This is a genomic window from Roseibium sp. (assembly GCF_048261595.1).
GTDB lineage: Bacteria > Pseudomonadota > Alphaproteobacteria > Rhizobiales > Stappiaceae > Roseibium.
Map to the genome: position 1 here is coordinate 904,734 of NZ_JBLXFW010000001.1, position 26,884 is coordinate 931,617.

General features: G+C 60.7%; 28 protein-coding genes. 10 read left to right on the plus strand and 18 right to left on the minus strand.

Translation table 11 applies throughout. From position 1 onward, the window contains the following. Positions 1 to 16 precede the first annotated feature (16 nt). Positions 17 to 1,528 carry a transglycosylase SLT domain-containing protein gene (locus ACN0SY_RS04025; RefSeq protein ID WP_417684671.1) on the plus strand — a complete coding sequence of 504 codons (1,512 nt, stop codon included), beginning with the start codon at positions 17 to 19 and terminating at the stop codon, positions 1,526 to 1,528. A 40-nt stretch (positions 1,529 to 1,568) separates the two neighbouring features. Here ACN0SY_RS04025 and ACN0SY_RS04030 read toward each other — a convergent pair whose 3' ends face one another. After that, positions 1,569 to 2,153, minus strand: coding sequence for an NAD(P)H-dependent oxidoreductase (locus ACN0SY_RS04030; protein WP_417684673.1), 585 nt, complete (start codon positions 2,151 to 2,153; stop codon positions 1,569 to 1,571). 157 nt (positions 2,154 to 2,310) lie between these two features. Between ACN0SY_RS04030 and ACN0SY_RS04035 the strand changes: the two genes are divergently transcribed. Beyond that, entirely contained in the window at positions 2,311 to 2,955 is a 645-nt protein-coding gene (locus ACN0SY_RS04035) for a TetR/AcrR family transcriptional regulator (RefSeq protein WP_417684674.1), read from the plus strand. Between the two features lie 399 nt (positions 2,956 to 3,354). Continuing rightward, positions 3,355 to 3,576 (plus strand): hypothetical protein, encoded by a 222-nt coding sequence (locus ACN0SY_RS04040; protein ID WP_417684676.1) that lies wholly within the window; start codon positions 3,355 to 3,357, stop codon positions 3,574 to 3,576. Between the two features lie 105 nt (positions 3,577 to 3,681). Here ACN0SY_RS04040 and ACN0SY_RS04045 read toward each other — a convergent pair whose 3' ends face one another. After that, positions 3,682 to 5,151, minus strand: a complete 1,470-nt coding sequence (locus ACN0SY_RS04045) for a methyl-accepting chemotaxis protein (protein ID WP_417684678.1) — start codon at positions 5,149 to 5,151, stop codon at positions 3,682 to 3,684. A 437-nt stretch (positions 5,152 to 5,588) separates the two neighbouring features. Between ACN0SY_RS04045 and ACN0SY_RS04050 the strand changes: the two genes are divergently transcribed. Then, positions 5,589 to 7,067, plus strand: coding sequence for a methyl-accepting chemotaxis protein (locus tag ACN0SY_RS04050; protein ID WP_417684680.1), 1,479 nt, complete (start codon positions 5,589 to 5,591; stop codon positions 7,065 to 7,067). A 42-nt stretch (positions 7,068 to 7,109) separates the two neighbouring features. Here the strand turns inward: ACN0SY_RS04050 and ACN0SY_RS04055 are convergent, their stop codons facing one another. After that, positions 7,110 to 7,613, minus strand: a complete 504-nt coding sequence (locus ACN0SY_RS04055; protein ID WP_417684681.1) for a YcgN family cysteine cluster protein — start codon at positions 7,611 to 7,613, stop codon at positions 7,110 to 7,112. Positions 7,614 to 7,715: 102 nt separating this feature from the next. Between ACN0SY_RS04055 and ACN0SY_RS04060 the strand changes: the two genes are divergently transcribed. The 3 genes from ACN0SY_RS04060 to ACN0SY_RS04070 are packed head-to-tail and all read left to right on the plus strand — an operon-like array spanning position 7,716 to position 11,241. Next, the gene (locus tag ACN0SY_RS04060) at positions 7,716 to 9,944 is read left to right on the plus strand and encodes a transglycosylase domain-containing protein (protein WP_417684683.1); all 2,229 of its coding nucleotides are present in this window, start codon (positions 7,716 to 7,718) and stop codon (positions 9,942 to 9,944) included. Continuing rightward, the gene (locus tag ACN0SY_RS04065; protein WP_417684685.1) at positions 9,941 to 10,684 is read left to right on the plus strand and encodes a DUF1214 domain-containing protein; all 744 of its coding nucleotides are present in this window, start codon (positions 9,941 to 9,943) and stop codon (positions 10,682 to 10,684) included. Before ACN0SY_RS04060 ends, ACN0SY_RS04065 begins: the two co-directional genes overlap by 4 nt. Further along, a complete protein-coding gene (locus ACN0SY_RS04070) occupies positions 10,681 to 11,241 on the plus strand; it encodes a DUF1254 domain-containing protein (protein WP_417684687.1) in 561 nt (186 codons plus the stop codon). Before ACN0SY_RS04065 ends, ACN0SY_RS04070 begins: the two co-directional genes overlap by 4 nt. 36 nt (positions 11,242 to 11,277) lie before the next feature. On the opposite strand, the gene ACN0SY_RS04075 is transcribed toward ACN0SY_RS04070, so the two are convergent. Both ACN0SY_RS04075 and ACN0SY_RS04080 read right to left on the minus strand, forming a co-directional pair. Beyond that, a complete protein-coding gene (locus ACN0SY_RS04075; protein ID WP_417684689.1) occupies positions 11,278 to 12,150 on the minus strand; it encodes a hypothetical protein in 873 nt (290 codons plus the stop codon). 116 nt (positions 12,151 to 12,266) lie between these two features. Continuing rightward, positions 12,267 to 12,476 carry a hypothetical protein gene (locus ACN0SY_RS04080; RefSeq protein ID WP_417684690.1) on the minus strand — a complete coding sequence of 70 codons (210 nt, stop codon included), beginning with the start codon at positions 12,474 to 12,476 and terminating at the stop codon, positions 12,267 to 12,269. Between the two features lie 222 nt (positions 12,477 to 12,698). Here ACN0SY_RS04080 and ACN0SY_RS04085 point away from each other — a divergent pair, with 222 nt between their 5' ends. Then, a complete protein-coding gene (locus ACN0SY_RS04085) occupies positions 12,699 to 13,817 on the plus strand; it encodes a DUF2336 domain-containing protein (RefSeq protein WP_417684692.1) in 1,119 nt (372 codons plus the stop codon). A 21-nt stretch (positions 13,818 to 13,838) separates the two neighbouring features. Here the strand turns inward: ACN0SY_RS04085 and ACN0SY_RS04090 are convergent, their stop codons facing one another. The 3 genes from ACN0SY_RS04090 to ACN0SY_RS04100 all read right to left on the minus strand — a co-directional run bounded on the left by ACN0SY_RS04090 (position 13,839) and on the right by ACN0SY_RS04100 (position 16,935). Next, positions 13,839 to 14,225: a DUF1491 family protein gene (locus ACN0SY_RS04090; protein ID WP_417684694.1), complete on the minus strand. Its 387-nt coding sequence runs from the start codon at positions 14,223 to 14,225 to the stop codon at positions 13,839 to 13,841. Between the two features lie 63 nt (positions 14,226 to 14,288). After that, positions 14,289 to 15,098 (minus strand): peptidoglycan-binding protein, encoded by an 810-nt coding sequence (locus ACN0SY_RS04095; protein ID WP_417684696.1) that lies wholly within the window; start codon positions 15,096 to 15,098, stop codon positions 14,289 to 14,291. A gap of 13 nt (positions 15,099 to 15,111) precedes the next feature. Beyond that, entirely contained in the window at positions 15,112 to 16,935 is a 1,824-nt protein-coding gene (locus ACN0SY_RS04100; protein WP_417684698.1) for a sensor histidine kinase, read from the minus strand. 331 nt (positions 16,936 to 17,266) lie between these two features. On the opposite strand from ACN0SY_RS04100, the gene ACN0SY_RS04105 reads away from it, so the two are divergent. Continuing rightward, on the plus strand, positions 17,267 to 17,725 hold the full coding sequence (locus ACN0SY_RS04105; protein ID WP_417684700.1) for a DUF5330 domain-containing protein: 459 nt from the start codon (positions 17,267 to 17,269) through the stop codon (positions 17,723 to 17,725). A 269-nt stretch (positions 17,726 to 17,994) separates the two neighbouring features. Then, positions 17,995 to 18,426, plus strand: a complete 432-nt coding sequence (locus ACN0SY_RS04110; protein WP_417684701.1) for a SufE family protein — start codon at positions 17,995 to 17,997, stop codon at positions 18,424 to 18,426. A gap of 19 nt (positions 18,427 to 18,445) precedes the next feature. Here ACN0SY_RS04110 and ACN0SY_RS04115 read toward each other — a convergent pair whose 3' ends face one another. The 10 genes from ACN0SY_RS04115 to ACN0SY_RS04160 form a co-directional block, all read right to left on the minus strand. Continuing rightward, positions 18,446 to 19,267 carry a DUF6456 domain-containing protein gene (locus ACN0SY_RS04115; protein ID WP_417684703.1) on the minus strand — a complete coding sequence of 274 codons (822 nt, stop codon included), beginning with the start codon at positions 19,265 to 19,267 and terminating at the stop codon, positions 18,446 to 18,448. Continuing rightward, on the minus strand, positions 19,264 to 19,677 hold the full coding sequence (locus ACN0SY_RS04120) for a helix-turn-helix domain-containing protein (protein WP_417684705.1): 414 nt from the start codon (positions 19,675 to 19,677) through the stop codon (positions 19,264 to 19,266). Before ACN0SY_RS04120 ends, ACN0SY_RS04115 begins: the two co-directional genes overlap by 4 nt. Before the next feature lie 299 nt (positions 19,678 to 19,976). Then, complete coding sequence (locus tag ACN0SY_RS04125; RefSeq protein WP_417684707.1) at positions 19,977 to 20,393, minus strand: MucR family transcriptional regulator; 417 nt, start codon at positions 20,391 to 20,393, stop codon at positions 19,977 to 19,979. A 360-nt stretch (positions 20,394 to 20,753) separates the two neighbouring features. After that, on the minus strand, positions 20,754 to 21,098 hold the full coding sequence (gene mnhG, locus ACN0SY_RS04130; RefSeq protein WP_417684709.1) for a monovalent cation/H(+) antiporter subunit G: 345 nt from the start codon (positions 21,096 to 21,098) through the stop codon (positions 20,754 to 20,756). Beyond that, a complete protein-coding gene (locus ACN0SY_RS04135) occupies positions 21,095 to 21,451 on the minus strand; it encodes a cation:proton antiporter (RefSeq protein ID WP_417684711.1) in 357 nt (118 codons plus the stop codon). The genes mnhG and ACN0SY_RS04135 overlap by 4 nt, the downstream gene beginning before the upstream one ends. Further along, on the minus strand, positions 21,448 to 21,924 hold the full coding sequence (locus tag ACN0SY_RS04140) for a Na+/H+ antiporter subunit E (RefSeq protein WP_417684713.1): 477 nt from the start codon (positions 21,922 to 21,924) through the stop codon (positions 21,448 to 21,450). The genes ACN0SY_RS04135 and ACN0SY_RS04140 overlap by 4 nt, the downstream gene beginning before the upstream one ends. Beyond that, on the minus strand, positions 21,924 to 23,507 hold the full coding sequence (locus ACN0SY_RS04145; RefSeq protein WP_417684714.1) for a Na+/H+ antiporter subunit D: 1,584 nt from the start codon (positions 23,505 to 23,507) through the stop codon (positions 21,924 to 21,926). The genes ACN0SY_RS04140 and ACN0SY_RS04145 overlap by 1 nt, the downstream gene beginning before the upstream one ends. Positions 23,508 to 23,512: 5 nt before the next feature. Further along, a complete protein-coding gene (locus ACN0SY_RS04150) occupies positions 23,513 to 23,890 on the minus strand; it encodes a Na+/H+ antiporter subunit C (protein WP_417684716.1) in 378 nt (125 codons plus the stop codon). Continuing rightward, positions 23,890 to 24,309 carry a Na(+)/H(+) antiporter subunit B gene (locus ACN0SY_RS04155; RefSeq protein ID WP_417684718.1) on the minus strand — a complete coding sequence of 140 codons (420 nt, stop codon included), beginning with the start codon at positions 24,307 to 24,309 and terminating at the stop codon, positions 23,890 to 23,892. The genes ACN0SY_RS04150 and ACN0SY_RS04155 overlap by 1 nt, the downstream gene beginning before the upstream one ends. Continuing rightward, positions 24,309 to 26,690 carry a putative monovalent cation/H+ antiporter subunit A gene (locus ACN0SY_RS04160; protein ID WP_417684719.1) on the minus strand — a complete coding sequence of 794 codons (2,382 nt, stop codon included), beginning with the start codon at positions 26,688 to 26,690 and terminating at the stop codon, positions 24,309 to 24,311. Before ACN0SY_RS04160 ends, ACN0SY_RS04155 begins: the two co-directional genes overlap by 1 nt. Positions 26,691 to 26,884: the final 194 nt, after the last annotated feature.

The window sequence follows — 26,884 nt, forward strand, 5'->3', positions numbered from 1 at the left end:
CACGGGGGATAGTGCGATGGTTCAAGCAGCAACGGGAACTGGAATTCGGCCCGGCATCAAGATCGTTCGCACTCTGTCGCTGCGCGCCGTTCCCGCACTGCTGGCGCTTGTGGTCATCGGCTTTTCACTTCCTGCCCTGGCCCTGGACACACGTCAGGCCGACGAATTCGCCGAGGCCCTGAAGAAGCCGTTCTTCGGCGATTTCGACGACATCGCCAAGCGTGGATATGTCCGGGTCCTGGTTCCATTCTCCAAGACCTTCTATTTCATCGACGCGGGCGTTCAGCGCGGGGCGAGCGTCGACCTGATGCGGGAATTCGGAAAGTTCCTGCTGGACCGCCACGGCAAGTCCGTGCGCGACGGCCATATCGTCTTTATTCCGACCTCGCGCGACCGGCTGTTCACCGATCTGGCCGAGGGCCGCGGCGACATTGCGCTTGGCAACCTGACGATCACGGAGGAGCGGCTGAAACTGGCCGAGTTTTCCTTGCCCGTGTTCACGGGCGTGCGCGAGGTTCCCGTCACACGGACCGATACCGAAGCAATCGTCTCACCCGAAGGTCTGTCGGGCAAACGCGTTCACGTGCGCCCCTCCTCCAGCTACTACCAGAGCCTTGAGGCCCTGAACGAAAAGCTTGAAGCCGACGGCAAGGATCCGGTCGAACTCGTCACCGTCAGCGACGTGCTCGAGGACGAAGACCTGCTGGAGCTTCTGGCGGCGGGCGGGATCGACCTCATCATCATGGACGAGCACAAGGCGGACTTCTGGCTTCAGATCCTTGACGGTCTCAAGACCCATGCTGAGGCGGCCGTTCGCAAGGATGGCGAGATCGCCATTGCGGTGCGCAAGAATGCACCGAAGCTTCTTGAGGAAGTCAGCGGTTTTGCCAAGACCGTGAAGAAGGGCACGCTGCTCGGCAACATCATCCTGAAGCGCTACCTCAAGGACACCAAATACATAGAGAAGCTTCAGGCGGAGGATCGCAACGCGAAGTTCGAACAACTCTCCAGCCTTTTCCGGACCTACGGCGAGCAATATGCGATCGACTGGCTGCTGATCTCGGCCCAGTCATTCCAGGAATCGAAGTTCGACCAGTCGGTTCGCAGCAAGGCCGGGGCGGTCGGTCTCATGCAGATCAAACCGTCGACCGCCGCTGACAGGAATATCGGCATCAAGGGCGTCGCCGAGGATGCGGAGAAGAATGTTCATGCCGGAGTGAAGTACCTGCGGTTCCTTGCAGATACCTATTTCAACGACCTGAAGGACGATCCGGCCAACCAGACCTTCTTTGCGCTGGCGGCCTATAACGCAGGACCAAGCCGCTTCGATCGGTTCCGCAAGGAGGCGGAAGAAAAGGGCTACGATCCCAACCTCTGGTTCGGCAACGTGGAGTGGATCGTGGGCGCCCGTGTCAGCCGTGAGCCGGTCCGCTATGTCGGCAACATCTTCAAGTACTACCTCGTCTTTTCGGAAGACCTGAAGCGGGACGACATTGCCGCAGAAGCGGCGCGATCCGTCGCCAGATAGGCAACGGATCGGTGCGTCGTGACTTCAACCTGCAACAGCGTCAGGCGGCTTTGCGGCCCATCGCCTCGACATCGTTCAGCCATCTGGCACGCTGCTCCGGCGTCGACTTGACCATCGAGGCAAATTCCGAATAGCGGTTCGGCGCGATGCCGCAGAACTTCAGGATCTGCCGGTCGGTCTGTTTCTTCACGCCATAGCCATAGAGCCACTTCAGGAAGACGGTCGGGGTATCCGAGGTCAAGAGAACGCGGGAGGAGCGGCCCTTCAGCATCGGCTGCGGCAGATCCTTGCCCGAGACATACTTGAACGCCTTGCCCGGCAGCAGCGCGCGGTCGAACAGGCCCTTAAGCCGTGCCGGCAGTCCTCCCCACCACAGCGGATGGGCCAGAACGAAATGGTCGGACCACACAAGGTCGTCCCAGAACCGCTGCAGGTCCGGTTCCAGCGGCGGTGCCTTCTTGAAGTCCTGGGTCCCGAAATCAGGATCGAAGGACATCTCGGCAAGGCGATGCAGGCGGACTTCGTGGCCTCCGGCGTCGGCTCCCCGGGCATAGCTGCGGATCAGGGCTTCACAAAAACTGCTGTCGGCCGGATGGCCGTCGAGGACAAGGATTTTACGGGACATGTCGTTTCTCCGATTTAAAATTGACCGTGGTCATTTTTTAGTTTCGAAATTCCACCCGTCAAGAAAAAATTGACTTCGGTCAATTTTTATTGATCTCTCTTCCCTTTCGAAGGTGGGCAAGCCATGGCATGACAAGCTGTTCGAACGAGACAGGCGAATGACACGCAAACCGCAACAAAGAACCCTGGTTACCCGTGCGCGCATTCTCAGTGCCGCCGAGAGCCTTTCTGGCGACAACGGCCTTGAGGGCGTCACAGCGGAAGCGATTGCGGAGAAAGCCGGCGTTGCCAAGGGCACCATCTTCGCCCATTTCGGCGACATGGACGGGCTGCAATCCTATCTGCTGCTGGATCGCCTAAGAGACCTGCAGGCCCGTTCGGAAGCGGACGGCGCACCGGCCGAAGTTCTGTCGCCCGACCCGGTTGCGGCACTGATGGAACGGATGATGGCGCTTGTGTCGGTCATCAGCGAAAGCCAGACCATGCTGCGCGTGTTCATGGAGAATATCGGCGTCACAAAGGGCCACTGCGCACCCGACTTCGTCGAGGCGCTCGACGCCCTCGACGGCAAACTGAAGACGCTGCTGGAATTCTGGCAGGCGTCCGAAGATCTCAAACCGGCGCTTCGCCGCGACCGCTCGCCGGAGGAAATGGTCGACGGCCTGATCGCCTTCATGCTCCACGGCGCGATCCTCTACCATTCCCATCAGATCGAGGACCTGTCGATTACGGGCCAGCGCCTGCAGCGCCATGTCGAGGCGTTCTTGCTTGAGCAAGGCCCGAACGCCGGCAAGCAGTCCTGACCTTTCGGAGAGGCAGGTTTGCGGCAGCAAAAGGCACTGCACCACCCTTTGAGCGATGAACGCTGTCTGCACACACCTGAAGCATGCCTCTACGTCACAATTTCAACAGAAACGTTCAGGCTGCCAGAAAACCGATAGTCCACACCGATGGCCTTCTATCAAGCTTTTGAAATTCAAGGTCTAACAGCCCGCCATACCTTGAGATCTTAATGGATTATCAAACGGTTTTATTTGCATTCAATTCATCAGACCGCGTTTTTCGGCCCGATGGGAACACATACCAATCGACAGGTAGACAATTTTAAGTAACTATCTTGGTTGCAAGTTCCCGCTCCTCCCAAGCGTTTCTTGCCCGATCGCCCGTCACATGGCGGGCACCAGAAGAGAAGCAGACCAGACATGATGTACACTGCCTTCGTGGCCGTGTGCCTTGCATCAGTCTCGGTCCAGGACTGCAATAGGGATACCGCGCTCAACTGGATGGTTGCGCCCGGACAATATCATCTTGCCTATTGCATGGCCCATGGACAGAAGTTCGCATCGTCTTCGGGCGTCGTCCGCAAGGGCGAATATGTGAAAGTCTACTGCAAGGCGCCTGACCAGTTCAGGACGGCCGGCTGATCCTCCCCTCCCGGAGGCTCGGCTCCAAGAAAAAAGCCGCCTGACGGGAATGTCAGGCGGCTTTGCTGGTTTTTGAGCATCAGCCAGGGAATTCCCCGGCTTGCATCATGCCAGTTTCGCGGACACCTCACGCACGCGCAGCACCGCATCCTCGACGCTGCTCGTGGATCTGGAAATATCAGCCAGATTACCGGCAATGTTGGAGACGCCGTCCGAAGCCATCTGCATGTTCGACGAGATCTCACGCGTCACCGAGGATTGTTCCTCGACCGCACTGGAGATACTGGAAGAGATGTCGCTCAGCTGGCGAATGATCTCCATGATCGACCCGATTGCCTCTTCCGACTGGTTGGTAGAGTTCTGGACCGACTCGATCTGACCGCGGATATCTTCTGTCGCCTTGCTGGTCTGGGAGGCCAGGCTCTTCACTTCTGAGGCGACCACGGCGAAGCCCTTGCCGGCCTCTCCGGCTCGCGCGGCCTCGATGGTGGCATTGAGGGCAAGCAGGTTCGTCTGGTTGGCAATGCTCTCGATCAGTTCGATGACCTCTCCGATCTTCTGGGAGTCCGAGGCAAGCTGCGCCATGATCTTGCCCGACGCATCCGCCTTTGCCACTGCGGACGACGAAATCTCCATGGCCTGCGACACCTGACGGCTGATTTCACCAATCGATGCGACCAGTTCCTCGGATGCTGCCGCAACCGTCTGCACGCTGTCGGAGGCACTGGCGGATGCCGTGGTGGCGCCTTCCGCCTGATTGTTGGCCCGCACGATCGTGTCGGCCATCTTCGTCAGTTCATCATTGATTTCGCGCTGAATCTGCGTCCTCTGGAGACGGCGCTGAACCTGCTCGGTGATATCGACCGCAAACTTGACGACCTTCGTCACCTTGCCGTTGGCATCAAAGACCGGATTGTAGGTTGCCTGGATCCAGATGACCTTGCCACCCTTGCCGATACGCTTGTACTCGCTGGATTCGAACTGGCCGCCGCCGAGCCGCTTCCAAAAGGCGCTGTACTCTGCGGTGCCGGCCTCTTCGGGGTCCATGAAGATACGGTGATGCTTGCCGCGGATCTCGGCCAGGGAATAGCCGACGGCTCCGAGAAAATTCTCGTTTGCCGTGAGGATCGTCCCATCAGGGGTGAACTCGATCACGGCCTGCGAGCGGTTGATCGCATCCAGCTTGCCCTGGATTTCGGCATCCGTGCGTTTCTGGTCACTGATATCGACTGCGAGCTTGACCACGCCGACGACCTTGCCGCCTGCGCCGATGATCGGGTTATAGGCGCCGCGGATCCAGACATCCTCACCGGACTTCTTGAACCGGCGGAATTCGGCCGATGCCGGATTGCCTGCGCGCAGCGATGCCCAGAAGTCAGCATACTCAGCGCTGTCGCGGTAGGACGGTTCGACGAACATGCCGTGCTTCTTGCCTTTGATCTCATCAAGGGAATACTGCATCAGCTCGAGGAAGTTCTTGTTGGCATCGACGATCGTGCCGTCGGGCTTGAACCGGATCACGGCGAAGGACCGACCGACCGCGTCCCACTGAGCTTCCAGATCGCCGCTAAACATTGAGCTGATTTTCACGTTCGCACCCCACAATGCACAGGTTAGCGGCGAGCGAGAACGCCGCCGCAGCGCGCATCGTAGAACTACGTACTTTACGAGTAATTAATCCGGGAAAACAAAACAGACCGAATACTCTAAAAGCCAAATGACGCTAGCGTTACTTTTTACTACAGTTAAAAATACCTTTTAATTTTACAACTCATCAAATTAACACCGAGATACGACTACAACCCAACGCAATTTCACATGGCAGGCACTCGCAAAAACAACACTGTCAAACAAGTCGATACCGATAAATAAATTCGACAATTTACTCATCCCGTGTCATTTTTTACAGTATTTCAGCAGTCAATACACTGATTCAGATACCTCTGTTTTCATTTATATTTAATTTATGGACGCGAATGATGGTTCCCTAGCGAATCTTTGGAGCCTCCTCCATGTCTTTCTTCAAATCCAGCTCGACGTCGAGCAAGGAAATAATCGACGCCTTGAACCTTTCCCAGGCAGTCATCGAGTTTCTGCCCGACGGGACGATACTGAACGCCAACGACAATTTCCTGACGGCGATGGGCTACACACTTGAGCAAATCAGGGGCAAACACCACCGTTTGTTCATGCCCGACAACGAGAAGGGCAGCTCAGCCTATGCGGCCTTCTGGCAGGACCTGGCACGAGGAAAATTCAAATCCGGACAATTCAAGCGCATCGGGGCGCAGGGCAAGGAAGTCTGGATCGAGGCAACCTACAATCCGATCCTGAATTCCAAGGGCCATGCGTACAAGGTCATCAAGTTCGCGTCAGACGTCACCAAGCAAGTGGCCGAAGCAGCTGAGATGCGCGGCCAGGTCGACGCCATCAACAAGGTGAGTGCTGTCATCTCGTTCGACCTGACTGGCCAAATCCTGGATGCGAACAAGAATTTTCTCGACGCGATGGGATACCGGCTGGAAGACATCAAGGGCAAACATCACGCCATGTTCGTCGATCCCGATTACGCCAAGAGCAACGATTACAAGGCGTTCTGGAAAGATCTCGCAAAGGGGAATTTCAACGCCGGCCAGTTCAAACGGCGCGCCAAGGGCGGACGGGAGGTCTGGATCGAAGCCTCCTACAACCCGATCCTGACGCCCGATGGCGTTCCCTACAAGGTGGTGAAGTTCGCGACCGACATCACCCAGCAGGTTCAGCTGCTGAAGGAACTGGAGCACATCATCGCGAACAACTTCGGCGAGATCGACGGAGCCATCCACACGTCCGAAGAACAGACGCTGTCGGTCGTCAGCGCGGCCGAGCAGACCAGTGGCAATGTGCAGACGATCGCCTCGGCAACAGAAGAGCTCGCGTCTTCGATCAAGGAAATCGCCGAGACCATGTCACGCTCGCGAAAGGCCACAGATGACGCCTCGGAGCGTACCAATGTGGCCGGCGACGCGACCCAGCGACTGACCGGAGCCACTCAGGCCATGACCGGCATCGTCAAGTTGATCCAGGACATCGCCGGCGAGATCAACCTTTTGGCACTCAACGCGACGATCGAGTCGGCGCGTGCCGGCGAGGCGGGCCGAGGCTTTGCCGTTGTCGCAAACGAGGTCAAGAACCTCGCCGGTCAGGCTGCCAAGGCAACGGAGCAGATCACCAACGAGATCGAGAGCATCCAGACGATTTCGGGTGATGTTTCCGAAGCGCTGGAAACGATCGAGCTGGCAGTGGAGACGGTTCGCCAGCAGGTCGCTGCCGCCGCGGCGGCGGTCGAGGAGCAGAGCGTCGTCACCAACAGCATGGCCCATAACATGCACGAAGCGGCAACCTCCGTCGGAACGATTTCCGAGGCGGTTACGAACATCAAGCATTCGGTCGAAGACATCGGCTCGGCGGTCTCCAAGACCCGCGACGCCACTGCAGTTCTCGCCCGCTAAAAGGCCCTGGGACCGGGGCGCCTCCCCGGTTCCGCGGCGCAGTCAGCGCGGCGGTTGACCCGAGCCCGGCGGAACTTCGCCGGGCCACGTTACCACATGGTTCTCGTAGTCCTCGATCTCGATCCCGACCTCCGAGACGGTCCGGTCCTTCACGGAGATACCGGCCTGATGCACGGTATCCGCGTCGCCCGAGACCAATGGGTGCCACCAATAGAGATCCTCGCCATCGCGAACGAGACGATAGGCGCAGGTGGGCGGCAGCCAGGTGAGCGTCTTTACTTCGCCGACCGTGAGCTGGATGCAGTCCGGCACGGTAGCCGCGCGGTTTTCGTAGTCCTTGCAGCGGCAGGAGCTTCCGTCCAGGAGCTCGCAGGCGACATCCGTCCAGACGATATCCCCCGTGTCCCAGTCCTCAAGCTTGTTCAGACAGCAGCGCGCACAGCCGTCGCAAAGGGATTCCCATTCGGTTCTGGACATTTGTTCCAGGGTTTTCACCTTCCAAAAGGGACTAGCTTCTGGATTTTCCGGCGGCACGATTGATTTCATCGGCACTTTCGAGTTCCTTTGGGACATGGGAATGGCGCGGCCTATCACGGTTCCGCGCCCGGCAGCAAGCGGGACCGACCTGTGACGGGCCACGAAGACAGCATGGATCAAGACAAAACGCCGGAGGAAGGCCCTTCCGCGAAGACGTCGGGTCATGCCTCGAATACCCCCTCCCCGCCTTCGACACACGCCATTCCAGCGCGTCCCCGCAGGCGCAGCTTCGGCCAGTTCATGCTCGCGATCGATGCCGGTCTCGACACGATCCTTTGGCGAAGCGGCAGCGCGATCCGGCGCACTCTGGAGGGCTATGACGGTTTTCTGCGGCGCTTTCGCGCCCGTGGCATCTGGCGCGGGCTGTCAGAGCTTTCGTCAGAGGCCTGCACCTGGGGCCTCGTCGGCTTCGTCATCCTTCTCGCCTTTGCACAGCCTGCCATGGAGGCGACCCGCTATTCGGACTGGCGTACCACCGACGACTTTGCGGTCACCTTTGTCGATCGCTTCGGCAAGGAAATCGGCAAGCGCGGCATCGTCCTGAACGACTCGGTGCCGCTGGAGGAAATTCCCGACAGCCTGGTCAAGGCGACGCTGGCGACCGAGGACCGCAGGTTCTTCGTCCACTTCGGCATCGACTTTCTCGGAACCTTCCGCGCCATGGTCGAGAACGCCCGGGCCGGCGGCGTCGTTCAGGGCGGTTCCTCGATCACCCAGCAGCTGGCCAAGAACCTGTTCCTGTCCAACGAGCGTACCCTGGGCCGCAAGATCAAGGAGGCCTATCTCGCGTTCTGGCTGGAAGCGAACCTGACGAAGCAGGAAATCCTGAAGCTCTATCTCGACCGGGCCTATATGGGCGGCGGCGTCTTCGGTGTGACCGCGGCATCGGAATTCTATTTCAACAAGAGCGTTCGCGAACTGACGCTGGCGGAAAGCGCCATGCTGGCCGGGCTCTACAAGGCGCCGACCAAATACGCCCCCCACGTCAATCTTCCCGCCGCCCGTGCACGCGCCAACGAGGTGCTGACCAACATGGTTCAGGCGGGTCTTCTGACAGAAGGCCAGGTGATTGGCGCAAGACGCAATCCGGCCATCGCCGTCGACCGTTCGCAGGACGCGCTGCCAGAATATTTCCTCGACTGGGCGCTGGACGAAGTGAAGAAGCTGGCCCGGCGCATCCCGGCCCTGGCGCGCGACCGCATCGTTACTGTCAGAACAACCCTGGAGCCCGCGCTTCAGCGGCAGGCGGAACAGGCGATTTCGACCACCTTGCGCGACAACGCCCGCGACCGGGATACCAAGGAAGCTGCTTTGACTGCGGTCGCTTCCGACGGTGCCGTTGTCGCAATGGTTGGCGGCAGCTCCTACGGCGAGAGCCAGTTCAACCGCGCCGTCAATGCCTTGCGCCAGCCGGGATCATCGTTCAAGCCCTTCGTCTACATGGCAGCCTTCATGAACGGCTATTCCAAGGACAGTGTCGTTCCGGACCGGCCGCTGTGCATCGGCAACTGGTGCCCGCGCAACTACGGCCGCAGCTACGCCGGTGCGGTCAACCTGAAGCTTGCCCTGACCAAGTCTATCAACACGGTGCCGGTGCGATTGTCCCAGGCGATCGGGCGCAAGGCGATCATCGAGACGGCCCAGGCCATGGGCCTGACCCATGAGCTGGAAGACGTGGTGACCCTGCCGATCGGCTCCTCGGAAGTCTCCGTCATCGACATGGCAGCTTCCTACGCCACCTTTTCCAATGGCGGAATGAAGGCAGCGCCCTACACAATCCTGGAAGTGAAAAACACCAGGGGCGACGTCCTCTACGATCGCGACCGCGACGAGCCGCCGGCTCAGCGGGTGCTCCCAGCCGACAAGGTCGCCGAGATGAACGACATCCTCGTCAACGTCGTCGAGGCTGGCACCGGCCGGCGCGCCCGGATAGATGGCGTGATCGCAGCCGGCAAGACCGGCACCACTTCCGCCTATCGCGATGCCTGGTTCGTCGGCTACACGGGCAATTTCACGGCGGCGGTCTGGTTCGGCAATGACGACTTTTCCTCCACCCGCCGCGTCACCGGAGGCAGCCTGCCCGCCATGGCCTGGCAAAGCTTCATGGACTATGCGCACAAGGATATCGAACTGAAGCCGATGCCCGGGGTCGACGCTTCGGCCGTGCCGCGGCTTGCCAGCCTCAAGGTCGCTGAGGCAACGACAGCCACCGCGCAACCCCGTGTCCTGAAGCAGCAGACAAACGCCGTTCTCAATTCGATCGGTGAGGCCCTTGCCAGACTGTCTCCGCAAGCCTCGCTTGAAACCGGCAGCAGCACCGACGTGGCGGCCGCCCAATGAACGCGGATGCAAACATCAATCGTTCACGGACAACGCCACTGATCAAGCTGGAAACGGTCAGGGAAGGCATGGCAACGGATCTGCCTGTCAGCGAAGCCGACTTCAAGGATTCCGCCCTGCCCCCGATCCTGCGGCCTCAACGGCCCTTGCCCGTGCGCAACATGATCACGGCCGTGGCAGTGCTGTTTGCCGGAGCGCTTCTGGGCATTGCCACCGCCTATGTCGCGATCGAACGGGAAAGGCCGTTTCTGGCCGTCAATATCGGCCCGTGGTCAAGCTACCCAAAGGCAGGCACAGCCGACGCCGATCCCTATTCGGTTGCGATCTACACCCGCAGCGCGCGCGTGCCGCTGGCCAGCGGCGAAGGCCTTGCCCTGTCTGCCCGTTTCGACAGCTCCGGACGCGATCTCGACCCTGGCTGCAGCTACCGGATTTCCGGAACAACGCCAACGGCACGGCTCTGGACCCTGACTGCAAGCGATATCCATGGCCGGTTGCAGAAAAGCGTGGCCGGGCGCGTTCACATTTCAAGCGACACCCTTCTTCGCCGGGATGACGGCAGCTTTTCGGTCACCGCCTCGCGCACCCCTCACTCGGGGAACTGGCTCCCGCTTGGCCAACAGATGGACGGCGATGCGGGGCTCATGTTCACATTCCGCCTCTATGACGCTCCGGTTACAACCGGCTCGGCCCTCGACGGAGCGGTGATGCCTGCCATCGAAAGACTGTCCTGCCCATGAGCCTCTCCCCGCGCCTTGCCTGGACAACCGGCCTTCTGGCGACGCTGTCGATCGCGGTGATCGTGCATGTGCTCGTGGTTCTGACCGTGCCGAAGAATGTCAGCCATTCCGCCTACGGCGATATCGGCGATTTCGGACCGGACAGGGCCTTCAACCTGCTGCCGGAGATCCTGCCCGGCGCCGAGCCCTTGCCCTGGCTCGACCCGGCCATGGCCCATTCCGCGTGCCGTTTCAGCCTCAAGGACGGGCCGGTGCTTTTCACCGCGTCGATCCCCGTGTCCTTCTGGTCCATCGGTCTTTTCAACGCAGCCGGAGAAGCAGTCTACAGCCTCAACAACCGTACCGCCGGATCCGACGTCCTGTCCCTCTTGATGCTGACCCCCGAGCAGCTGTCGATCCTGCGCGAGAACCCGCCACCGGATCTGGAAGACCTGATCGTCATAGAGCTTCCCGAGACGGACGGCTTTGCATTGCTGCGCGCCTTCGTTCCGCAGGAGTGGCAGAAGGGCGAGGTGAACGCAGCGTTGAAGTCAGCCTATTGCGGCGGATTGGGCTAACAACGGCGTAAATTCCCGGAAAAATGAGGCGCTGGCCTATTTCTTCGGTGCCGGCCGCTCGGTTCCCCATCCAGTGAAGATGCGCGACCGCTTGGTCTCCGGCGAACTATCCTGGGTGAAGTCGCCCGTGCAGCCATTTTCCGCGCGCCGCACTTCCTTCTCCAGTGTCTGGATTGCGTTGTTCGCCTTCCAGAGCCGGTCCCCGGACGGGGTCTCGATCTCGAGGCTCTCCAGCGCTTTTTCATAAGCGCGGATGCGGTAACGCAGCGCCTGACCGACCCAGGTGATCATGGTCCGGTTTTCCCACACACGCGCCTTGGCGCCCTCGTACATTTCCTCGGTGGTCAGCGACTTGGCCGACAGGGCACGCAACCGTTCCTTGTCCGCTTCCTGGACCCGGTGGGCGACTTCGCAGAAGGGCCAGACAAGCTTGGCATCGCCTTCCGCATCGCTGGCGACACGGTCGTAGCGGGCATCACTGGACTTGAACCTGTCGGTGCTCAGGAAGATGTAATAGAGATCGACCGGGACACGGCCCTCGACCTCGGGAAGGATACGGGTGCGCGACAGTTCAACCACCGTTCCGCCGATCCAGTCTTTCGCCCAGGGCGGACGGATAAGGCCCCAGCCACGGTCTCGCAGCAGTTCCTCGTCATTTGTCTTGTTGAACTTCGACACCGGGTCGCCGCGGTACCGTGCGGCCAGCTCGCCGGCCGCCGGCATGGCCTGGTCATGAATGACGCTGGGACGGGCCCTGTCGAAATCACCGGTCGGGCGGGTACAGGCGGCAAGACCAGCCGCCATGACGGCAAGGGTGACCGCCTGGCAAAGACGGCCACGCGACCTAAACGAGGCCTGCCTGCTCTCCGGCTGACTCTGACGGACTGTCGGCAATGTCATGCGGCCCATGGGGCGATCCCCGCATCTTGGCACGCAGACCCGGCATCAGGATCGCCTGGTCCGGGCGCACCGGTTACGATGCCGGGCGGCTTTCGAGCAGCAACGATTGCCTCAGTGAGGCAGGCTCAGTCGCACTCGGTCGCGGTCGTCCCGGCTGATCTGCCGATGGTCCCGATTCGTGCGGCCAGATCAAGGCCTTCACGCTCGTATCGCACGCCAGGAAAGAGGATAACCTCGCCTTTGGCGCTGCGGGCACTGCCGCGTTTCTCGGATGCAACTCGCTTCAAGCGGGACATGGGTCTCGGGGCGGATGAAAAATCCAGCAAAGTGCCCATCGTCTCCTCCTTCGTTTCATCTCTGCCGTTTACGCAGGGATGGGACAAACAGGTGACGCAATACTCTTGATGAAATTCAATTAGGGCCGGTCAGGGTTAACAGTTGGCTAACGCTTTGCCTCTAATTTGACCGAAAGAACCGTATTCGTTCGCTCTTATGTAAGTTCTGCGTAGTCGAGAGCCATGATCCCGTTGTTCGTTGCCAGCACGTCCGAGGCCGATATGGCCAAAACTCCCAAGAACAGCCGTGATCATACGCGGGACGAAGTCCTTCTGAGCGCGACCGAGCTGTTTGTCAGCCGGGAATTCCACGACGAGCGGGATGTGACCCTCTACCGCGAGCTGGCACTCAACCTCTTGCCGCAGACAGGCGAAACTGATCGCAGGAAAATTGCCTGCCATCTGGTGCGCCACCCCGACGCGCCCATTGAGGTGTTGAAGGTTCTGGGCCACGACGAAGATCCGCTGACCGCCTATCCGGTGTTGCGCAACACGGCCGATCTGGGTCCGGATATCCTCAAGTGCCAAGCCGAGCGCGGCCCGGACAGCCTTCGCAAGGCCATTGCCGACCGTGCGGACCTGACGGCCGGAATCGCAATCGCCATCGCCCGCAACGGCGGCATCGACGTCATCGAACAATTGCTTTCCCGCCCCGACGTCTTGCTGGACGAGGCCATGGTTTCCGCCCTGTGCGAACGTCCGGAAACGTTGCAGCACTTCGGCGACGAGTTGATTGCCCGCAAGGTGTTGAAAGGCGAACATCTGCTGAATCACTTCCCGCGCCTGGGCAAGGGCCTGCGCCGCGAGGCCATTGCGTCAGCCGAACTTGCCAGCCTGATCCAGATGACCCGGACAGGCACACACAAGGCGGCACGCCCGGTTTTCAAGCAGGATGTCCTGGCAAAGATCGAAACCTGTGCCCTTGCCGATGGAGCGGAAGCGTTTTCCGGTGCCCTGAGCTATGCGCTCGGCTTGCCTGAAGATCTCGTTCGCCGTGCCGTCGAGATCGACACGGGCGAGACGCTGGTCATCTGTCTCAAAGCGCTCGGCGTCACCGAGGCAGTTGCCGGCCGGATCCTGATCCGGCTCATCGGCGCACACACACCGCTCGCACAGATCAGGGATCTTCTCGACATCTTCGTCAATATCTCCCATGGCGCGGCGCTGGTGCTGGTCAACCGCTGGATCGGCGGCAGCAGCGAACGGCAGGCAGACCGGGCGGCCACGGCTGCCCACCTGCCCCTGCATCAGGAAACAGTCTCGCCGCGCCGCACAGGCGGCTTGTCAGGCAATTGGCAGGAAATCGAAGAAATCGAGGAGCTGCTGCGTTTCTCCCGATAAACGCGCGCTGCAGACGGTGTGTCAGAACCTGAAAAGGCTGGCCGCAGGATCGTCCGGCTTGTCCGCCGGCTCGTCCGTTGCCAGCGGCAGGTCGACCGTGCCGTCGCGCGCTTCGATCTCCACCACCCAGTAATCGGGATCCATCCTGGCCTCACGCTCGAGTTTCTGCGTGATCGCATCGCGTTGCGCCTTCGCGAGAACCTGCTCGAACAACCTGCCTTGCGGCTGTTCCATGAACATGGCTTGCGGCGCAGGACCGTAGAAGTCGAAGCTGCCGTCAAGACGATCTACCACGACGAAGATGGCCCCCGCCTCAGGAGCTCCCTTGCGCGAAATCGCGGCAAAGCCGTTTTCCGAGAAGATACGGCGCACAAGTGCGGTGACGAAGAAATCCGATGTAATGCGCATGGAAGCGGGTCCGGGCCGGTCAACGGCGGTGTACGGCGTTGAGCAATAAATCCTGGCTGGAGCCTAGTCGATTTTCTGGCCGCTGACCATTTCCAGGCGCTCGATCACTGCGGGCGACAACTCGCCCGTGATCGGCAGCCCCCTGTCCAGCTGGAAGCGCTGGATGGCCGACGAGGTGTTCGCCCCCATGACGCCGTCAGCACTCAGGGGGCCATAGCCCAGATCGGACAGAAGCTGCTGGATCCGCGCAAGGCGGGTATCGACGGGCTGGGACGGCGGCGTATCGATGGCGGCCGGCGGAATGGGAGCTGTCGAACGCAGACTGCGATCATAGCTGCCGGGCTTCGGCCGGGGCACGACCATTGTCGCCGACGCGCTCTGCGCTTCGGAGCCAGCCTCTGACGGCGCGTAGGTGCCTGTCTCGGTGCCCTGCAACGTCAGCAGCGCAAGGAGACCTTCCGTGGCCTCACCGGTCTCTAGCTGCCCCTGAAGGCGCTCGTAGTGGCGAATTGCTCTCTCGGTCGCCGGTCCCATCAATCCATCGAGCGGACCTTCGTAAAGGCCGTGGCGGCGCAATCCCTTCTGCAGATCCAGCACAAGGGTCGAGATCTGCTGGACCTCGATGCCCCGGCGATCTTCAGGTTCGACGGCAACGGGCCGGTCGCGGGTGGTGAACAGCGGAGCGGGATGACGGCCAGGCTGCAGGCTGACGGCATTGGCGATGATCAGGCAACCGGTGAGCGCCATCACGACGGCGCCGCCGGCCGCGACGGGATTGTCGCGTGCAACACCACCGGCGCGGGCCATCATGCCCTCCGGGTGATCCTCAACCGATGTTTTCCTGCCGCGCGCCATTCGCTTCCTTTCCGTCATTGGCGGGTTCAACTCATGCAGACCGGGCCAGGGCCGAACGCTCCGTGCGCACAGGCGGGCGAGCAGCTACGCCGCGCAAGCCCTCGAGAGCCTCCGCCATTCCGGCCTCTTTCAGCGAACCGGCGGGAAGGCGAACCGACACGGTCGTCCCCTTGCCTGCTTCGCTTTCGACGCTCATCGCACCACCATGCAGCTCGGCAAGACCATTGACGATGGAAAGGCCAAGGCCGCTGCCCTGCAGACCTTGCGCGGAGGCCGTTTCTTCCATGGCATGAACGCGGGTGAAAGGCTGTCCAAGACGGTCGATCATGGCCTCGGGAATACCCTTGCCCTCATCCTTGACTTCCAGAACCTGGAAACAGCCGTCCCTCTTCACGCCAACGCGCACCGTGCTGCCTTCGCTGCTGAACTTGATGGCATTGGAAACCAGATTGATAACGATCTGCTTCAACGCGCGCCGGTCGGCGGGAAGCATCGGCAGTCCAGCCGGATCCGGGAAGGAAAGTGCGACGCCTGCGGCATCGGCAATCGGCACCATCATCGCGCGGCAGCTTTCAAGGCAGGCGCCCAGGTCCACCGGTTCAATCGAAAGATCCATGTGGCCCGTTTCGATGCGAGAAGTGTCGAGAATGTCGTCGACCACCTGCAGAAGATGCTGGCCGGACTGGTGAATGAGCTCGGCATACTCGCGGCTGCGGGCCGGGGTCATGCCGTCTTCCGGGGCTGCGCGCATCATGTCCGAAAAGCCGATGATCGCATTCAGAGGCGTCCGCAGTTCGTGGCTTGCGCTGGCAATGAAACGCGTCTTGGACAGGGAGGCCTCTTCCGCCGTCGCCCTTGCACGGTCAAGCGCTTCGTCCCGGCGCTTGCGGGCTGAGATATCCTGGATGGTCAGATTGATCTGTGCATCGCCGTGACGGAACTGCAGTTCCGCCCAGATGAATTCGGCAGAGCCCTGATCACCGGGCGCATTGGGTCCCTTGCGCAGGCGGACTTCAAAAGCCTCGACGGCCGCCCCGCTGCGCGCATCGGCGAGGCGGGTGAGATAAAGCGGGCGGTCTGCAACATGAACGCGCTGGAACAGCCAGTTTCCACGGGCCTGTCGCGGCGAAACACCGAGGATCCCCTCGCAAGAGCCGCCAATCGCGCGCAACGAACCGTCTTCCTCCATCACGCACAGAAGCGAGGTCGCAGCCTCATTGAGAAGTTTCACCCGGGCATTGCTATCGCGAAGCGCCGCGCGGGCACGCTTCTGGTCAATGGCCAGCCGCCATGCCAGCACCGCCATATAGATGCAAGCGGTGAAGGCTGCAAAGAACGTCGCAGCCGACATGGGAGCAGCAAAGAAACTAGTGAGCGGGCCGACCGCGGCCAGAGCCACGAGCACAGCGGCCACCAGGCCAATTGCACCGACAATGACCTTTCGCGATCCGGACAGGGCCGCTTCCATCGGAACGACCGCGAGCCAGATCAGCGCAAATGACCCAAGACCACCGGTCAGGAGGCAGATTCCACCGAGAAACAGGGCAAATACGGCTGCCGAAAGTGCGTGTGCCGTTTCCAGTTTGCCCGTCTGGGAAAGGAACAGGGCAAGAGGCAACTGGGCCAGCATCCAGGCAAGCGCCAGCGCGACCGGCAGACTGGTCGGGCCGATCAATGCCAGATGCAACGGCAGGACAAGAAGAGCCGTGGCTCCGCTGGCAAAACACCCTGCCAGAAAGGACTTGTGACGCGGCTCGCTCAAGGGGCAGCCGAGCGCCTGCGGGTGCACGAGCTCAGCGAGCTGGGACTGCAGGCCATGAACGAGGCCGCGGATGTTCAACAGGTGGTTACGCACTACACACTTCCAGGTCCGCTTGACGGACGTATGGATCCAACTGATTTGAACTTATTTTGGCGGCGGACCACTTAAGGAACGATAAAGGATAAAATCAAAAGCCCCGGCCACGCGAAAAAATCATGACCGTGCAAGGGCTTGCCGGGAAATCGATAAAATTTGAATCAATCTTTCTGCAAATTCGACTTAAACTTCTGTTTTATTTGACGAAAATCCTCGCAGCGGACTCAACGCGGCCTTCGCATGTCCCTGCTACGGTGCCCTTCATAACAAAAGCAAACCCGCCTGGCGCGGCGAGGTTCGCACTGAAATTGGACTGAAGGGTAGCGACATGTTCTTTCTCTTGAGGACGGCATTCTGGCTAACGCTCGTGCTGGTTCTGATTCCGATCGGATCCGGCAATCAAAGCACTTCAAATGAATCAATCGATCCGGTTGCTGCCTATTTTGCGGCACAGGCGACCGTGAGCGATCTCGGCGGTTTCTGCAGCCGAAATCCGGCTGCATGCGAGACCGGCAGCGAAGCCCTGTCTGCGATCGGGGCCCGCGCACGTGACGGCGCAAGGGTCGTTTACGAGTTTCTGGATACCCAAATCGCAGAGCGCCCGGAGAACGACCTTGCGGCCGCTCCTTCCACCGGCGATCGCGAACTGATTACCGGATCCACTTCCGCGGCCGGCACGCTGACGCCCGGCGACCTGGCGCTGCCATGGAACGGATCGACACAGCCGGCCTTCGCCCCGGCACACGAGATTGGGCCTCTTCCGAAGCCCAACCCTCGCGCAGGCTAGTCCTGGACGAGGGGCCGACCACCGGAAAACGAGACCTCCTTTTCCGACGTGTCGGTTGTTTGCGCCCCGCTTTTCCGCGATTGCACGGCTCCCCGCCAATGCGAAGACGGAATGACGGCAAACACCTGAGCGGATCTTACCGCTACGCCGCGAATGGATAGCTGCCCAATCCATTTGCGGCGTTTCTTTATTCTGCACCGATTTGCAAGTCGGGCTCCGAAGGCTATATCTCTGCGCAAGATCTTTCTTGCATTACCCATCGGGGCCACATGACCACCACGCTCGACGACATCATCGAAACCTTCGAATTCCTCGATGATTGGGAAGACCGCTACAAATACGTCATCGATCTGGGCAAGGAATTGCCTGGTCTGGGCGATACGGAAAAGAACGAGGCGAACAAGGTTCGCGGCTGTGTCTCCCAAGTCTGGCTGGTCACGGAGATCTCAAGTGATGATGCCGGTGAACCCGTCATCACCTACCGCGGTGACAGCGACGCCTTGATCGTTCAGGGCCTTGTCGCCATCGTTCTTGCTCTTTTCTCCGGCAAGACCGCACGGGACATCCTCGCCACGGACGTCGACGGGCTTTTCAAGAAGCTCGGCCTGCAGGAGCATCTGACCCCGCAGCGCTCGAACGGCCTGAAGTCCATGGTCGCGCGCATTCGCGCCGATGCCGAGGCGGCGCTCGCCGCCGCCTGAAACCGGAACCAAATCCTCATCAGACCTGACGCTGTGCCCTGATACGGCCCTGCCCGTCCGGAGCAACCGTGCGCATGCCGTAGCGATCGGCCAGGCTGGATAGAGCGATCTGCAGGACCACCTTGCCAGAGCGCGCAGGCCAGCCCCTCTCCGCCTCGACCTTTTCCAACCCCTTCAGATGACAACAGACATCGACAACGACCGAGGCCAGAACCGGCTCCATCTCAGTCAGGGTGCGGGTGACACGCTGACGCGCCGCAATGACGTCGTCGCCGAGATCTGTGGCGGGGCAAAGTCCGCCGCCCCTTGCCGCGCCGTTTGGCTCGACCCGCCAGCCTCCCGCCAGAGCGGGTTGCAGACGGGCGAAATCATAGTCGGCCCGCAGTCGCTCGCCTGCCTCCACCTGCGCCTTGTCAAGCAGCGCCTTGCCCTTTCGGTCCTTGCGGCTCGCAAGCCATCCGAGCGGGCTCTCCTTCAGATTCACAGCCGAATACACCGCCTCGCCTGCCCCGTCCGCAGGAAAAGGCCGCGCGACGACCTCACGGTGCTGGTCATGGAACCCTTCTCCTGCGCTAAGAAGACGGCGGAGCGCCAACCTGCCTTCACCGCTGAGGACCAGACCATCCCCCTGCTGCCGGACACGCCCGCTTGAGAGCAGATCTCTCACCTCGTCCGCCGCAACCGACCTTCCAAGCTGCTTTCCGCCTCGAACCAGATACCACTCATCAGACCGGCGGCCTTCGGTAATCGACATCAGCATAGTGCCCGGAACCGCCAGCGCCTTCAGCAGGGCCTTCCCGCCGACCACCGGCAAATTCGCGTCCTGATTTGCCGCGCTCATAGCCAGGCTCCGGAAAATGGCATGAAGAAATAGTCGTCCCGCAGGGTGACAAGCTGTTCGATCTCGCAAACCATCAGGTCGTAGATGGGATCCTCCCGCAGCTCCTCGACAGTGCGGCAGGCAAGGGCAACTGTGGTCCGGTCCCGCCGGTAACGCCGGCTGACATCGCCGACGCTCATCCCAAGCTCGACACGTGCCAGATACATCACCAGCCTACGGGCATCGACCACGTGACCGGGAGCACGGTTGGGGGCGTAGAGTTCCTGTGGCTCTATGCCGTAGATCCGAGAGACATAACCTTCTGCCAGATGAAGATGAGCGGCCATCTGGTTGGCCGTCATACGGTCCGGAATTTCCCCCGCGGCCACCACCGCGATGTGATGAACGACCACTTCACGACATTGCCTCATCGCATTCCTCCCACGCTGCAGGAATAAGCCACCAAGTCCCTAGGCTTATTTTCCTACATTGTAGCAATGCAATTTTTAGTAGGGCATAAAATGCAAAACAACCTTAAGAGGGCGCATGCACCTTCACCCAGCATGGAGAGGTAATCGTCTGAACCACAAGGGTTTTTGCGCATCGCGACAAGGCAGCTCTGCCCTTGGGCTGCGTCAGGCAATGTTGCATAAGCAAAAAGGCCACCCGGACGGGTGGCCTTTCAGATTGTAGTGCACCGGCTGCGACAAGCGCGCCAAGAGCAGATGACTTACTTCGAGCGCTTACGCTGCTGGCCGAGGCCCATCTTCTTGGCCAGTTCCGAACGCGCTGCTGCGTAGTTCGGAGCGACCATCGGATAGTCTGTAGGCAGGTCCCACTTTTCCCGGTACTCTTCCGGGGTCATGTCGTAGTGGGTGCGCAGGTGACGCTTGAGCGACTTGAACTTCTTGCCGTCTTCCAGGCAGATGATGTAATCGGCCATGACCGACTTCTTCACAGGAACGGCCGGCTTCAGCGGCTCCGGCTCCGGCTCATGTGCAACCGACGCAGTACGCTGCAGGGCGCCATAAACCTCGTTGATGAGGTTCGGAAGGTCGTTTGACGCCACTGTATTGTTGCTCACATAAGCAGAGACAATATCAGCGGTCAGGTCGATCAGATTGGAATCCACCGGACTGTCGGTCATATTACACCTGTTCTTTATCCTGTTCAGGACACTAGATTGAGTTCGCCTTGCAAGCTGCTTATCACAAATAGCATCGCAAATAACGGATACTTGATCTTGGCACTAATCAAAAATGATTCTACTTGGAAGGCAACGATGCGGACCTTATATCGTTACACTGAGCGGTCCACAACCCCCTCGTCATAACAATTACAGTAAATTTGGCAAATAATGGCCAGTCGGGGAAATATTCTATCTGGTCATGACAACCAGACACTTAATAATGAACTCAATGAATACCACTGCTCCGGCATCTTCGGGCAAGTGACGGGTTAAAGAAGGGGCACCGGCCACCCTGACCGACGCCCCTTTTAAGTGGTTTTACTTAGACGGGCCGAGCACGCCCTTGAGCGCATCGATCTTGGTGTCGGCGCAGGGCCGATATCCCACCGCATAGGCCGCCTTTGCCAGAAGATGTGCAGAAATCGGCGCGGTCAAAAGGAAGAACACCACCCCTGCAACGGCACGGGTGACGACGCCAAGATCTCCGGCATAGACCGCAAGGGCCAGCAGCATGAGCCCCGAGCCGAGCGTGCCTGCCTTGGAGGCCGCATGCATGCGCATGTAGACGTCCTTCAGGCGCAACAGGCCGACAGATGCAACCAGGGCAAAAAGCGCCCCGATGACAAGCATCAGGCCGACAACGATATCCAGAACCGCGCTCATAGGCCTGCCTCCTGGCGTTCGATGCTTTCCTTGACTTCCTGCATGACCGTTTCGTCGCCTGCCGTTCCACGGTTGAGAACGAAGCGGGCAAAGGCGACAGTCGCCAGGAAGCCGACAAGGCCGAGCGTGATGGCGATGTCGATATAGAGGTAATAGTGGGTCAGCACGCCGATGGCGGCGATGAAGCCGATGCCGACTGCGACGAGCATGTCCAGGGCCACAATCCTGTCCGGCAGCGTCGGTCCCTTCACCGTCCGGAAGACGATCAGAAGGAAGGACACGGTCAGGATCGCCAAAGAGACGTGGACGCAAACGTCCAGAAAGTCCTGTGCGAATGCTGCAATGGGGCTCATCGGAACACCTCCAGGATCTTGCGCTCGAAGCCGTTCTTGATGTCGTCGATGGTGGCCTGCGGATCCGGAACATCGATGCAGTGGACGTAGAGGGTCTTGCGATCCTCGGAAACATCGACCGACAGCGTCCCCGGGGTCAGGGTAATCAGGTTGGCAAGCATGGTGATCTCGAAATCCCGGTCAACCGTCAGCGGATAGGCGATGATACCCGGCTGCAGGTTGATCTTCGGCTGGATGACGATCATGGCAACGCGCCAGGCCGACAGAACCAGTTCGTAGATGAACATAAGCGCCAGACCGATGGCGCGACCGGAACGGGTGAAATAGGACCCGGTGCCGACCTGCTCGCGGATCAGGTAGAGCGCCCCCGTCGACAGCACGAAGCCGAACGCCAGGTTCAGGACGGTGAAACTTCCTGTAACCGCGCCCCAGGAGAGCGCCATCAGGATGTTGATGAGAAATAGGCCGGTCATCACATGCCTCCGAAGACAGAACGCAGGTAGCCGAGAGGCTCGATAACGCCGCTTGCGCCGCGCGAGGCGAGCTGAAGCATCCATTCCGGCTGCAGGCCGAAGAAGACGACGAGCGCGGTAAGCACACCGAGCGGCAGCCAGAGTGCCGGAGAGCCGGCGCTCGCGGATGCCACCACCCGCGCGGTCGCAGTGCCGTCGGCCGTTCCTTCCGGACCTCCCCGCCAGAAGGCGTAGATCCAGACACGGCCCATTGCCAGCGTGGTCAGGAAGCCGGACAACAGGATCGCGGAAGCCAGCCAGACGCGGCCATCACCGAAGGCGGCATCCACCAGCATGATCTTCGGCCAGAAACCGGAGAACGGCGGCAAGCCGGAGACGGCGAAGCCGAGCACCAGGAACAGGGCCGCGAATGCCGGGCTGGCAGCATAAAGACCGCCAAGCTCGCGCAGCTGGTAGGAACCTCCGAGAAGTCCCATCAGCCCTGCGGCCATGTAGAGAGCGGTCATGACGATGATTGAATGGACGGCGTAGAAGATCGCGCCTGAAATCGCCAGCGTCGAGCCGACCGCGACGCCGGCCAGCATGGAGCCGATGCCTGCGATCACGAGGTAGCCGAGCAGGCGGCGTACTTCCGACTGTGCCAGCGCGCCCATGGCTCCGGTGATCATGGTTGCAATGGCAATGACCGAGATCAGTTCGGCCATGTAGGCACGCGCCCCAGGAAGCAGCAGGACAAAGACGCGGATCAGCGCGTAGACACCCACCTTGGTCAGAAGGCCGGCAAAGACCGCGGAAACCACCACATTCGGTGTGTGGTAGGACGCCGGCAGCCAGAAATTCACCGGGAAGGCTGCCGCCTTCATGGCAAAGGCCAGCAGGTAGAGCGCGGCGATTGTCGCCAGAGTGCCGGACGCTCCGCCGTTCAATTCGGCGACCTTGCCAGCGATGTCGGCCATGTTCAGAGTGCCGAAGACACCGTAGAGAAGACCGGTCGCGATCAGGAACAGGTTGGTGCCGATCAGGTTCAAGATGCCGTATTTCACCGAACCGTCGAGCTGGATGCGATCGTTGCCGAGCACAAGCAGGCCGTAGGACGAGATCAGCAGCACCTCGAACCAGACGTAGAGGTTGAAGATGTCGCCGGTCAGGAACGCACCGGAAACACCGGTCATCAGCAGCAGCAGGAACGGGTAGAAGCCGTAGCGGCGTCCGGTCTTGCCGACCGTGGCGCTGCCGTAGATGCCCGCGCAGAGCGCAACGATCGAGGCAATCAGCGACAGGGTCGCGCCCATCGCATCGACCGTGAAGGCGATACCGAAGGGAGGCAACCAGTTGCCCATCACCATTGTGATGACGCCCTGGTCGAGGACGCGCGCCAGCAGGCCGATGTTGGCCAGGACGAGAAGCAGAAGGAAGATCAGCCCTACCTTCGGCTGGGCGTCGGTGTTCTTGCGCGTCATCAGGCACAGGGAACCGCCCAGCAGGGTCAGGATCGAGGGAGCGACGACGAGCCAGTCTGCTGCGGAGACCGGAGTGACGGTCATCGCCTGCGACAGGTCGACGGAAACGGAGGAACCGGCCATGGAGATCAGTATCCTTGCGGGGGTGCTTGTTCGTCTTGAGGTTCGGCAACGCGCATTTCATTGGCGTCATCCGTTCCCAGTTCCTGATAGGTGCGGAAGGTCAGCACCAGCAGGTAGGCGAAGAAGGAGAAGGAAATCACGATTGCCGTCAGCACGAGGGCCTGCGGCAGTGGATTGGCGGTCGCGACGGCCGGAGTGTAAAGCTCCTCCGGGATCAGCGGCGGAACCTGCCGTGTCAGGCGGCCGGCCGTGAAGATCATCAGGTTGACCGCATTGCCGAGGATCGCGATGCCGAGGAGCATGCGGACCAGCTGTCTGGACAGCATCAGGTAGACCGAGACGGCGAAGAAAACGCCGATCAGTACGGAAAGACCGGTTTCCATCAGTCGCTCTCCCTTTCTTCCAGCGCAAGGGCAATGGATGCGATGGCTCCCACCACGACGAAATAGACGCCAAGGTCGAAGAGCATGGGCGTCAGCAGATCGACCTGGGTTCCAAACACGTTGAGCGCTGCGAACTGGGTCGTCATGTAGGACTGCTTGAAGATCAGCGACGGCAGACCGGCAAGCGTACCGATGAACAGCCCGAACGCAGCCAGCGACATGGGATGCACGACGATGGCGCGGCGCACGGCCGCGACGCCGCAGGCAATGCCGTAGATGGCCAGCGCGGAGGCGGCGATCAGGCCACCGATGAAACCGCCACCGGGCTCGTTATGTCCGCGCAGCAGAACGAAGATCGAGAACAGGATCATCAGCGCCGCCAGATACGGCGCGATGGTGCGAAAGATGATCGTGCGCATCAGCGTGCCTCCACCGGTTTGGCCAGCGCTTCGTCACCGGCGTTTTCATCCTTTTTCACCTCCGGCTTGGTGCGCACGCGGATCAGCGCAAGCACACAAAGTCCGGCAAGCACCACGACCGAGATTTCGCCCAGCGTATCGAAGCCGCGGAAGTCGACGATGATCACGTTGACGATATTGCGGCCGTGGGCGATTGCCCGGCTGTAGGTGGCGAAGAAGTCGGACAGGCGACTGTCGAACGGCTGCTGGGTGATTGCCATCAGCGTCAGGGCGATGCCCGAGCCGACCGCCGCTGCAATGATGCCCGTGAAGAGGGCAGCACCGCCCGAGCGGTGATCGCGCGGAGCAAGGTTCAGGCGGGTCATGACCAGCGCGAGGATCACGACCGACAGCGTTTCCACCATGAACTGGGTGAAGCTGAGGTCCGGCGCGCCGAAGAGCATGAAGATAACCGCAACTGCAAAGCCCTGGATGCCGAGCGACACGATGGCCGTGAGGCGGGTCTTGGCAATCAGCACGGCGACAAGGCCCAGGAGCGCGATGACCAGAATGCCCCATTCATAGAAGGTGTAGTCGGGCACCGACGGCATGGCCGGGAGGCCGTCCGCTAGGAAGGCCGGGACCAGGACAGCAGCGGCGGTCGCGCCGAAGGTCAGCACCATGTAGGTCTGCATCTTGCCGCCCTGAACGAAGCGGGTAACTGCAGTCGAGAGCCTGACGATGCCGGCGACGAACTGGTCGAACCCTTTGTCCGGACCCCATCCGATGGCCGTCAGGGCACCCGCAATGGCTCCGCGCAGGCGCGCCAGGTTCAGGTAGAGAACGATGCCGAGCGCAACGGTGATGAGCGACAGGATCAGCGGCGCGCTGATGTATCCCGGGATCAGATGCAGTTCGACAGCGGCCGAATGCCCGGTCAGCGAGGACAGCATCGGCGCGATGAACAGCTCTCCGGTGCTGTGCGCCATGAGCGCTGCGGCAAGACCGGCCAGCGACAGGACGACAGGACCTGCAAATAGCAGGACCGGGCCTTCGTGGGCATGCTTCGGCGTTTCCACCTTCGGCCCAAGGAACGGCTTGAGGGCAACCGCCGCAGCAATGACCAGCATCAGGGCGTTACCGACAACAGCGGTCAGGGTCAGAGCAAGCGCTGCGCCCCCTGCCCCCCAGGTACCTTCGTAAAGCACTTCCTTGGCGATGAAGCCGATGAAGGGCGGCAGACCGGACATGGACAGCGCCGCGAGGCAGGCGGCGGCGAAGGTGATCGGCATGGCGCCCTTGAGGCCGCCAAGCTTGGTCACATCGCGGGTACCGGCCTCGTGATCGATCGTTCCGGCGACCATGAAGAGCGCGCCCTTGAACAGGGAGTGTGCCAGAAGATAGAGCACCGCGCCTTCCAGGGCCTTTTCCCAGGATGTGCCCACCAGCATGACGAGGAGGCCCAGCGAGGCGACCGTCGTATAGGCGAGCATAAGCTTCAGATCGGTCTGGCGAACGGCCAGGATGGTGCCGACGATCAGGGTCGTACCGCCGAAGATCGGCAGGACAGTGGTCCAGAGCTCCGTATCGCCAAGGAGCGGATGCATGCGCATCAGGAGATAGACACCAGCCTTTACCATGGTGGCCGAATGCAGGAACGCGGAGACCGGCGTCGGCGCTTCCATGGCGTTGGGAAGCCAGAAATGGAACGGGAACTGGGCCGACTTCGTAAAGGCTCCGCCGAGGACTAGCAGGAAGATCGGCAGAAAAAGCCCGGAGTTCTTGATGATGTCCGGGTTCGCCAAGAGAACCGACATCTCGATCTCGTTGGTCGCACCGATGATCAGGATGAAACCGGCCAGCAGCAGGAGGCCGCCACCGCCGGTAACCACCAGAGCCTGAAGCGCGGCGCGGCGCGAGGCTGCGCGCAGGTGGTCGAAGCCGATCAGCAGGAACGACGTGATCGAGGTCAGTTCCCAGAAAATGAACAGCGTGATCAGATTGTTGCCGGTGACGAGCCCGAGCATCGCGCCCATGAACAGGAACAGGAACGAGAAGAACCTGCCCTGCTGCGGATGGCCTTTCAGGTACCCGCCGGCGTAGAGGATGATGAACGTGCCGATGCCCGAGATCAGCAGCGCAAACAGTGTCGACAGCCCGTCGATATAGAAAGACAGGTTGATGCCGTAGCTCGGCGCCCACTCCCGGAACGGGGTAAAGGTCTGCCCTTCGGAGACGGCGCCGACGTATCCGGCGAAATGAAAGAAGATCCACGCAGGCACCAGCGCAAGCAGCCAGGCCGCGTTGTGCTTCAGATACTTCGTGGCAACAGGCGCGATCGCTGCCGCCGCGAAGGGCGCCAGGACGGCCAGTATTGTTGTGTCTATCGCTTCAGGCGTCATGCTGTCTCGATCGCTTTTTCCGAAATGAACACGTCGGGCGATTTCGGGTAGAATCGGCATAGCAACGCCGATTGGTTAACGGGCTTGTCTTACGTGCCAGACCTTTGACGCGCAAGACCTACTACTTTCAGCTGATGACTGGTACGGCTTGAAGTCTAAAAAAAGCCTTTCCGATGAAGATTTTCCGCTTATCT

Coding starts and splice junctions, on each gene's coding strand:
- ACN0SY_RS04045 (WP_417684678.1), bottom strand. CDS start 5,151: ATGTTTAGCGGCGATCTGGAAGCTCAGTGGGACGCGGTCGGTCGGTCC.
- mnhG (WP_417684709.1), bottom strand. CDS start 21,098: ATGAGCGCGGTTCTGGATATCGTTGTCGGCCTGATGCTTGTCATCGGG.
- ACN0SY_RS04105 (WP_417684700.1), top strand. CDS start 17,267: ATGTTCTTTCTCTTGAGGACGGCATTCTGGCTAACGCTCGTGCTGGTT.
- ACN0SY_RS04055 (WP_417684681.1), bottom strand. CDS start 7,613: ATGAAATCAATCGTGCCGCCGGAAAATCCAGAAGCTAGTCCCTTTTGG.
- ACN0SY_RS04160 (WP_417684719.1), bottom strand. CDS start 26,690: ATGACGCCTGAAGCGATAGACACAACAATACTGGCCGTCCTGGCGCCC.
- ACN0SY_RS04120 (WP_417684705.1), bottom strand. CDS start 19,677: ATGAGGCAATGTCGTGAAGTGGTCGTTCATCACATCGCGGTGGTGGCC.
- ACN0SY_RS04060 (WP_417684683.1), top strand. CDS start 7,716: ATGGATCAAGACAAAACGCCGGAGGAAGGCCCTTCCGCGAAGACGTCG.
- ACN0SY_RS04140 (WP_417684713.1), bottom strand. CDS start 21,924: ATGACCGGCCTATTTCTCATCAACATCCTGATGGCGCTCTCCTGGGGC.
- ACN0SY_RS04145 (WP_417684714.1), bottom strand. CDS start 23,507: ATGGCCGGTTCCTCCGTTTCCGTCGACCTGTCGCAGGCGATGACCGTC.
- ACN0SY_RS04080 (WP_417684690.1), bottom strand. CDS start 12,476: ATGGGCACTTTGCTGGATTTTTCATCCGCCCCGAGACCCATGTCCCGC.
- ACN0SY_RS04110 (WP_417684701.1), top strand. CDS start 17,995: ATGACCACCACGCTCGACGACATCATCGAAACCTTCGAATTCCTCGAT.
- ACN0SY_RS04065 (WP_417684685.1), top strand. CDS start 9,941: ATGAACGCGGATGCAAACATCAATCGTTCACGGACAACGCCACTGATC.
- ACN0SY_RS04125 (WP_417684707.1), bottom strand. CDS start 20,393: ATGACCGACAGTCCGGTGGATTCCAATCTGATCGACCTGACCGCTGAT.
- ACN0SY_RS04075 (WP_417684689.1), bottom strand. CDS start 12,150: ATGGGCCGCATGACATTGCCGACAGTCCGTCAGAGTCAGCCGGAGAGC.
- ACN0SY_RS04040 (WP_417684676.1), top strand. CDS start 3,355: ATGATGTACACTGCCTTCGTGGCCGTGTGCCTTGCATCAGTCTCGGTC.
- ACN0SY_RS04150 (WP_417684716.1), bottom strand. CDS start 23,890: ATGGAAACCGGTCTTTCCGTACTGATCGGCGTTTTCTTCGCCGTCTCG.
- ACN0SY_RS04035 (WP_417684674.1), top strand. CDS start 2,311: ATGACACGCAAACCGCAACAAAGAACCCTGGTTACCCGTGCGCGCATT.
- ACN0SY_RS04085 (WP_417684692.1), top strand. CDS start 12,699: ATGGCCAAAACTCCCAAGAACAGCCGTGATCATACGCGGGACGAAGTC.
- ACN0SY_RS04030 (WP_417684673.1), bottom strand. CDS start 2,153: ATGTCCCGTAAAATCCTTGTCCTCGACGGCCATCCGGCCGACAGCAGT.
- ACN0SY_RS04050 (WP_417684680.1), top strand. CDS start 5,589: ATGTCTTTCTTCAAATCCAGCTCGACGTCGAGCAAGGAAATAATCGAC.
- ACN0SY_RS04115 (WP_417684703.1), bottom strand. CDS start 19,267: ATGAGCGCGGCAAATCAGGACGCGAATTTGCCGGTGGTCGGCGGGAAG.
- ACN0SY_RS04155 (WP_417684718.1), bottom strand. CDS start 24,309: ATGCGCACGATCATCTTTCGCACCATCGCGCCGTATCTGGCGGCGCTG.
- ACN0SY_RS04025 (WP_417684671.1), top strand. CDS start 17: ATGGTTCAAGCAGCAACGGGAACTGGAATTCGGCCCGGCATCAAGATC.
- ACN0SY_RS04095 (WP_417684696.1), bottom strand. CDS start 15,098: ATGACGGAAAGGAAGCGAATGGCGCGCGGCAGGAAAACATCGGTTGAG.
- ACN0SY_RS04070 (WP_417684687.1), top strand. CDS start 10,681: ATGAGCCTCTCCCCGCGCCTTGCCTGGACAACCGGCCTTCTGGCGACG.
- ACN0SY_RS04135 (WP_417684711.1), bottom strand. CDS start 21,451: ATGAGCCCCATTGCAGCATTCGCACAGGACTTTCTGGACGTTTGCGTC.
- ACN0SY_RS04090 (WP_417684694.1), bottom strand. CDS start 14,225: ATGCGCATTACATCGGATTTCTTCGTCACCGCACTTGTGCGCCGTATC.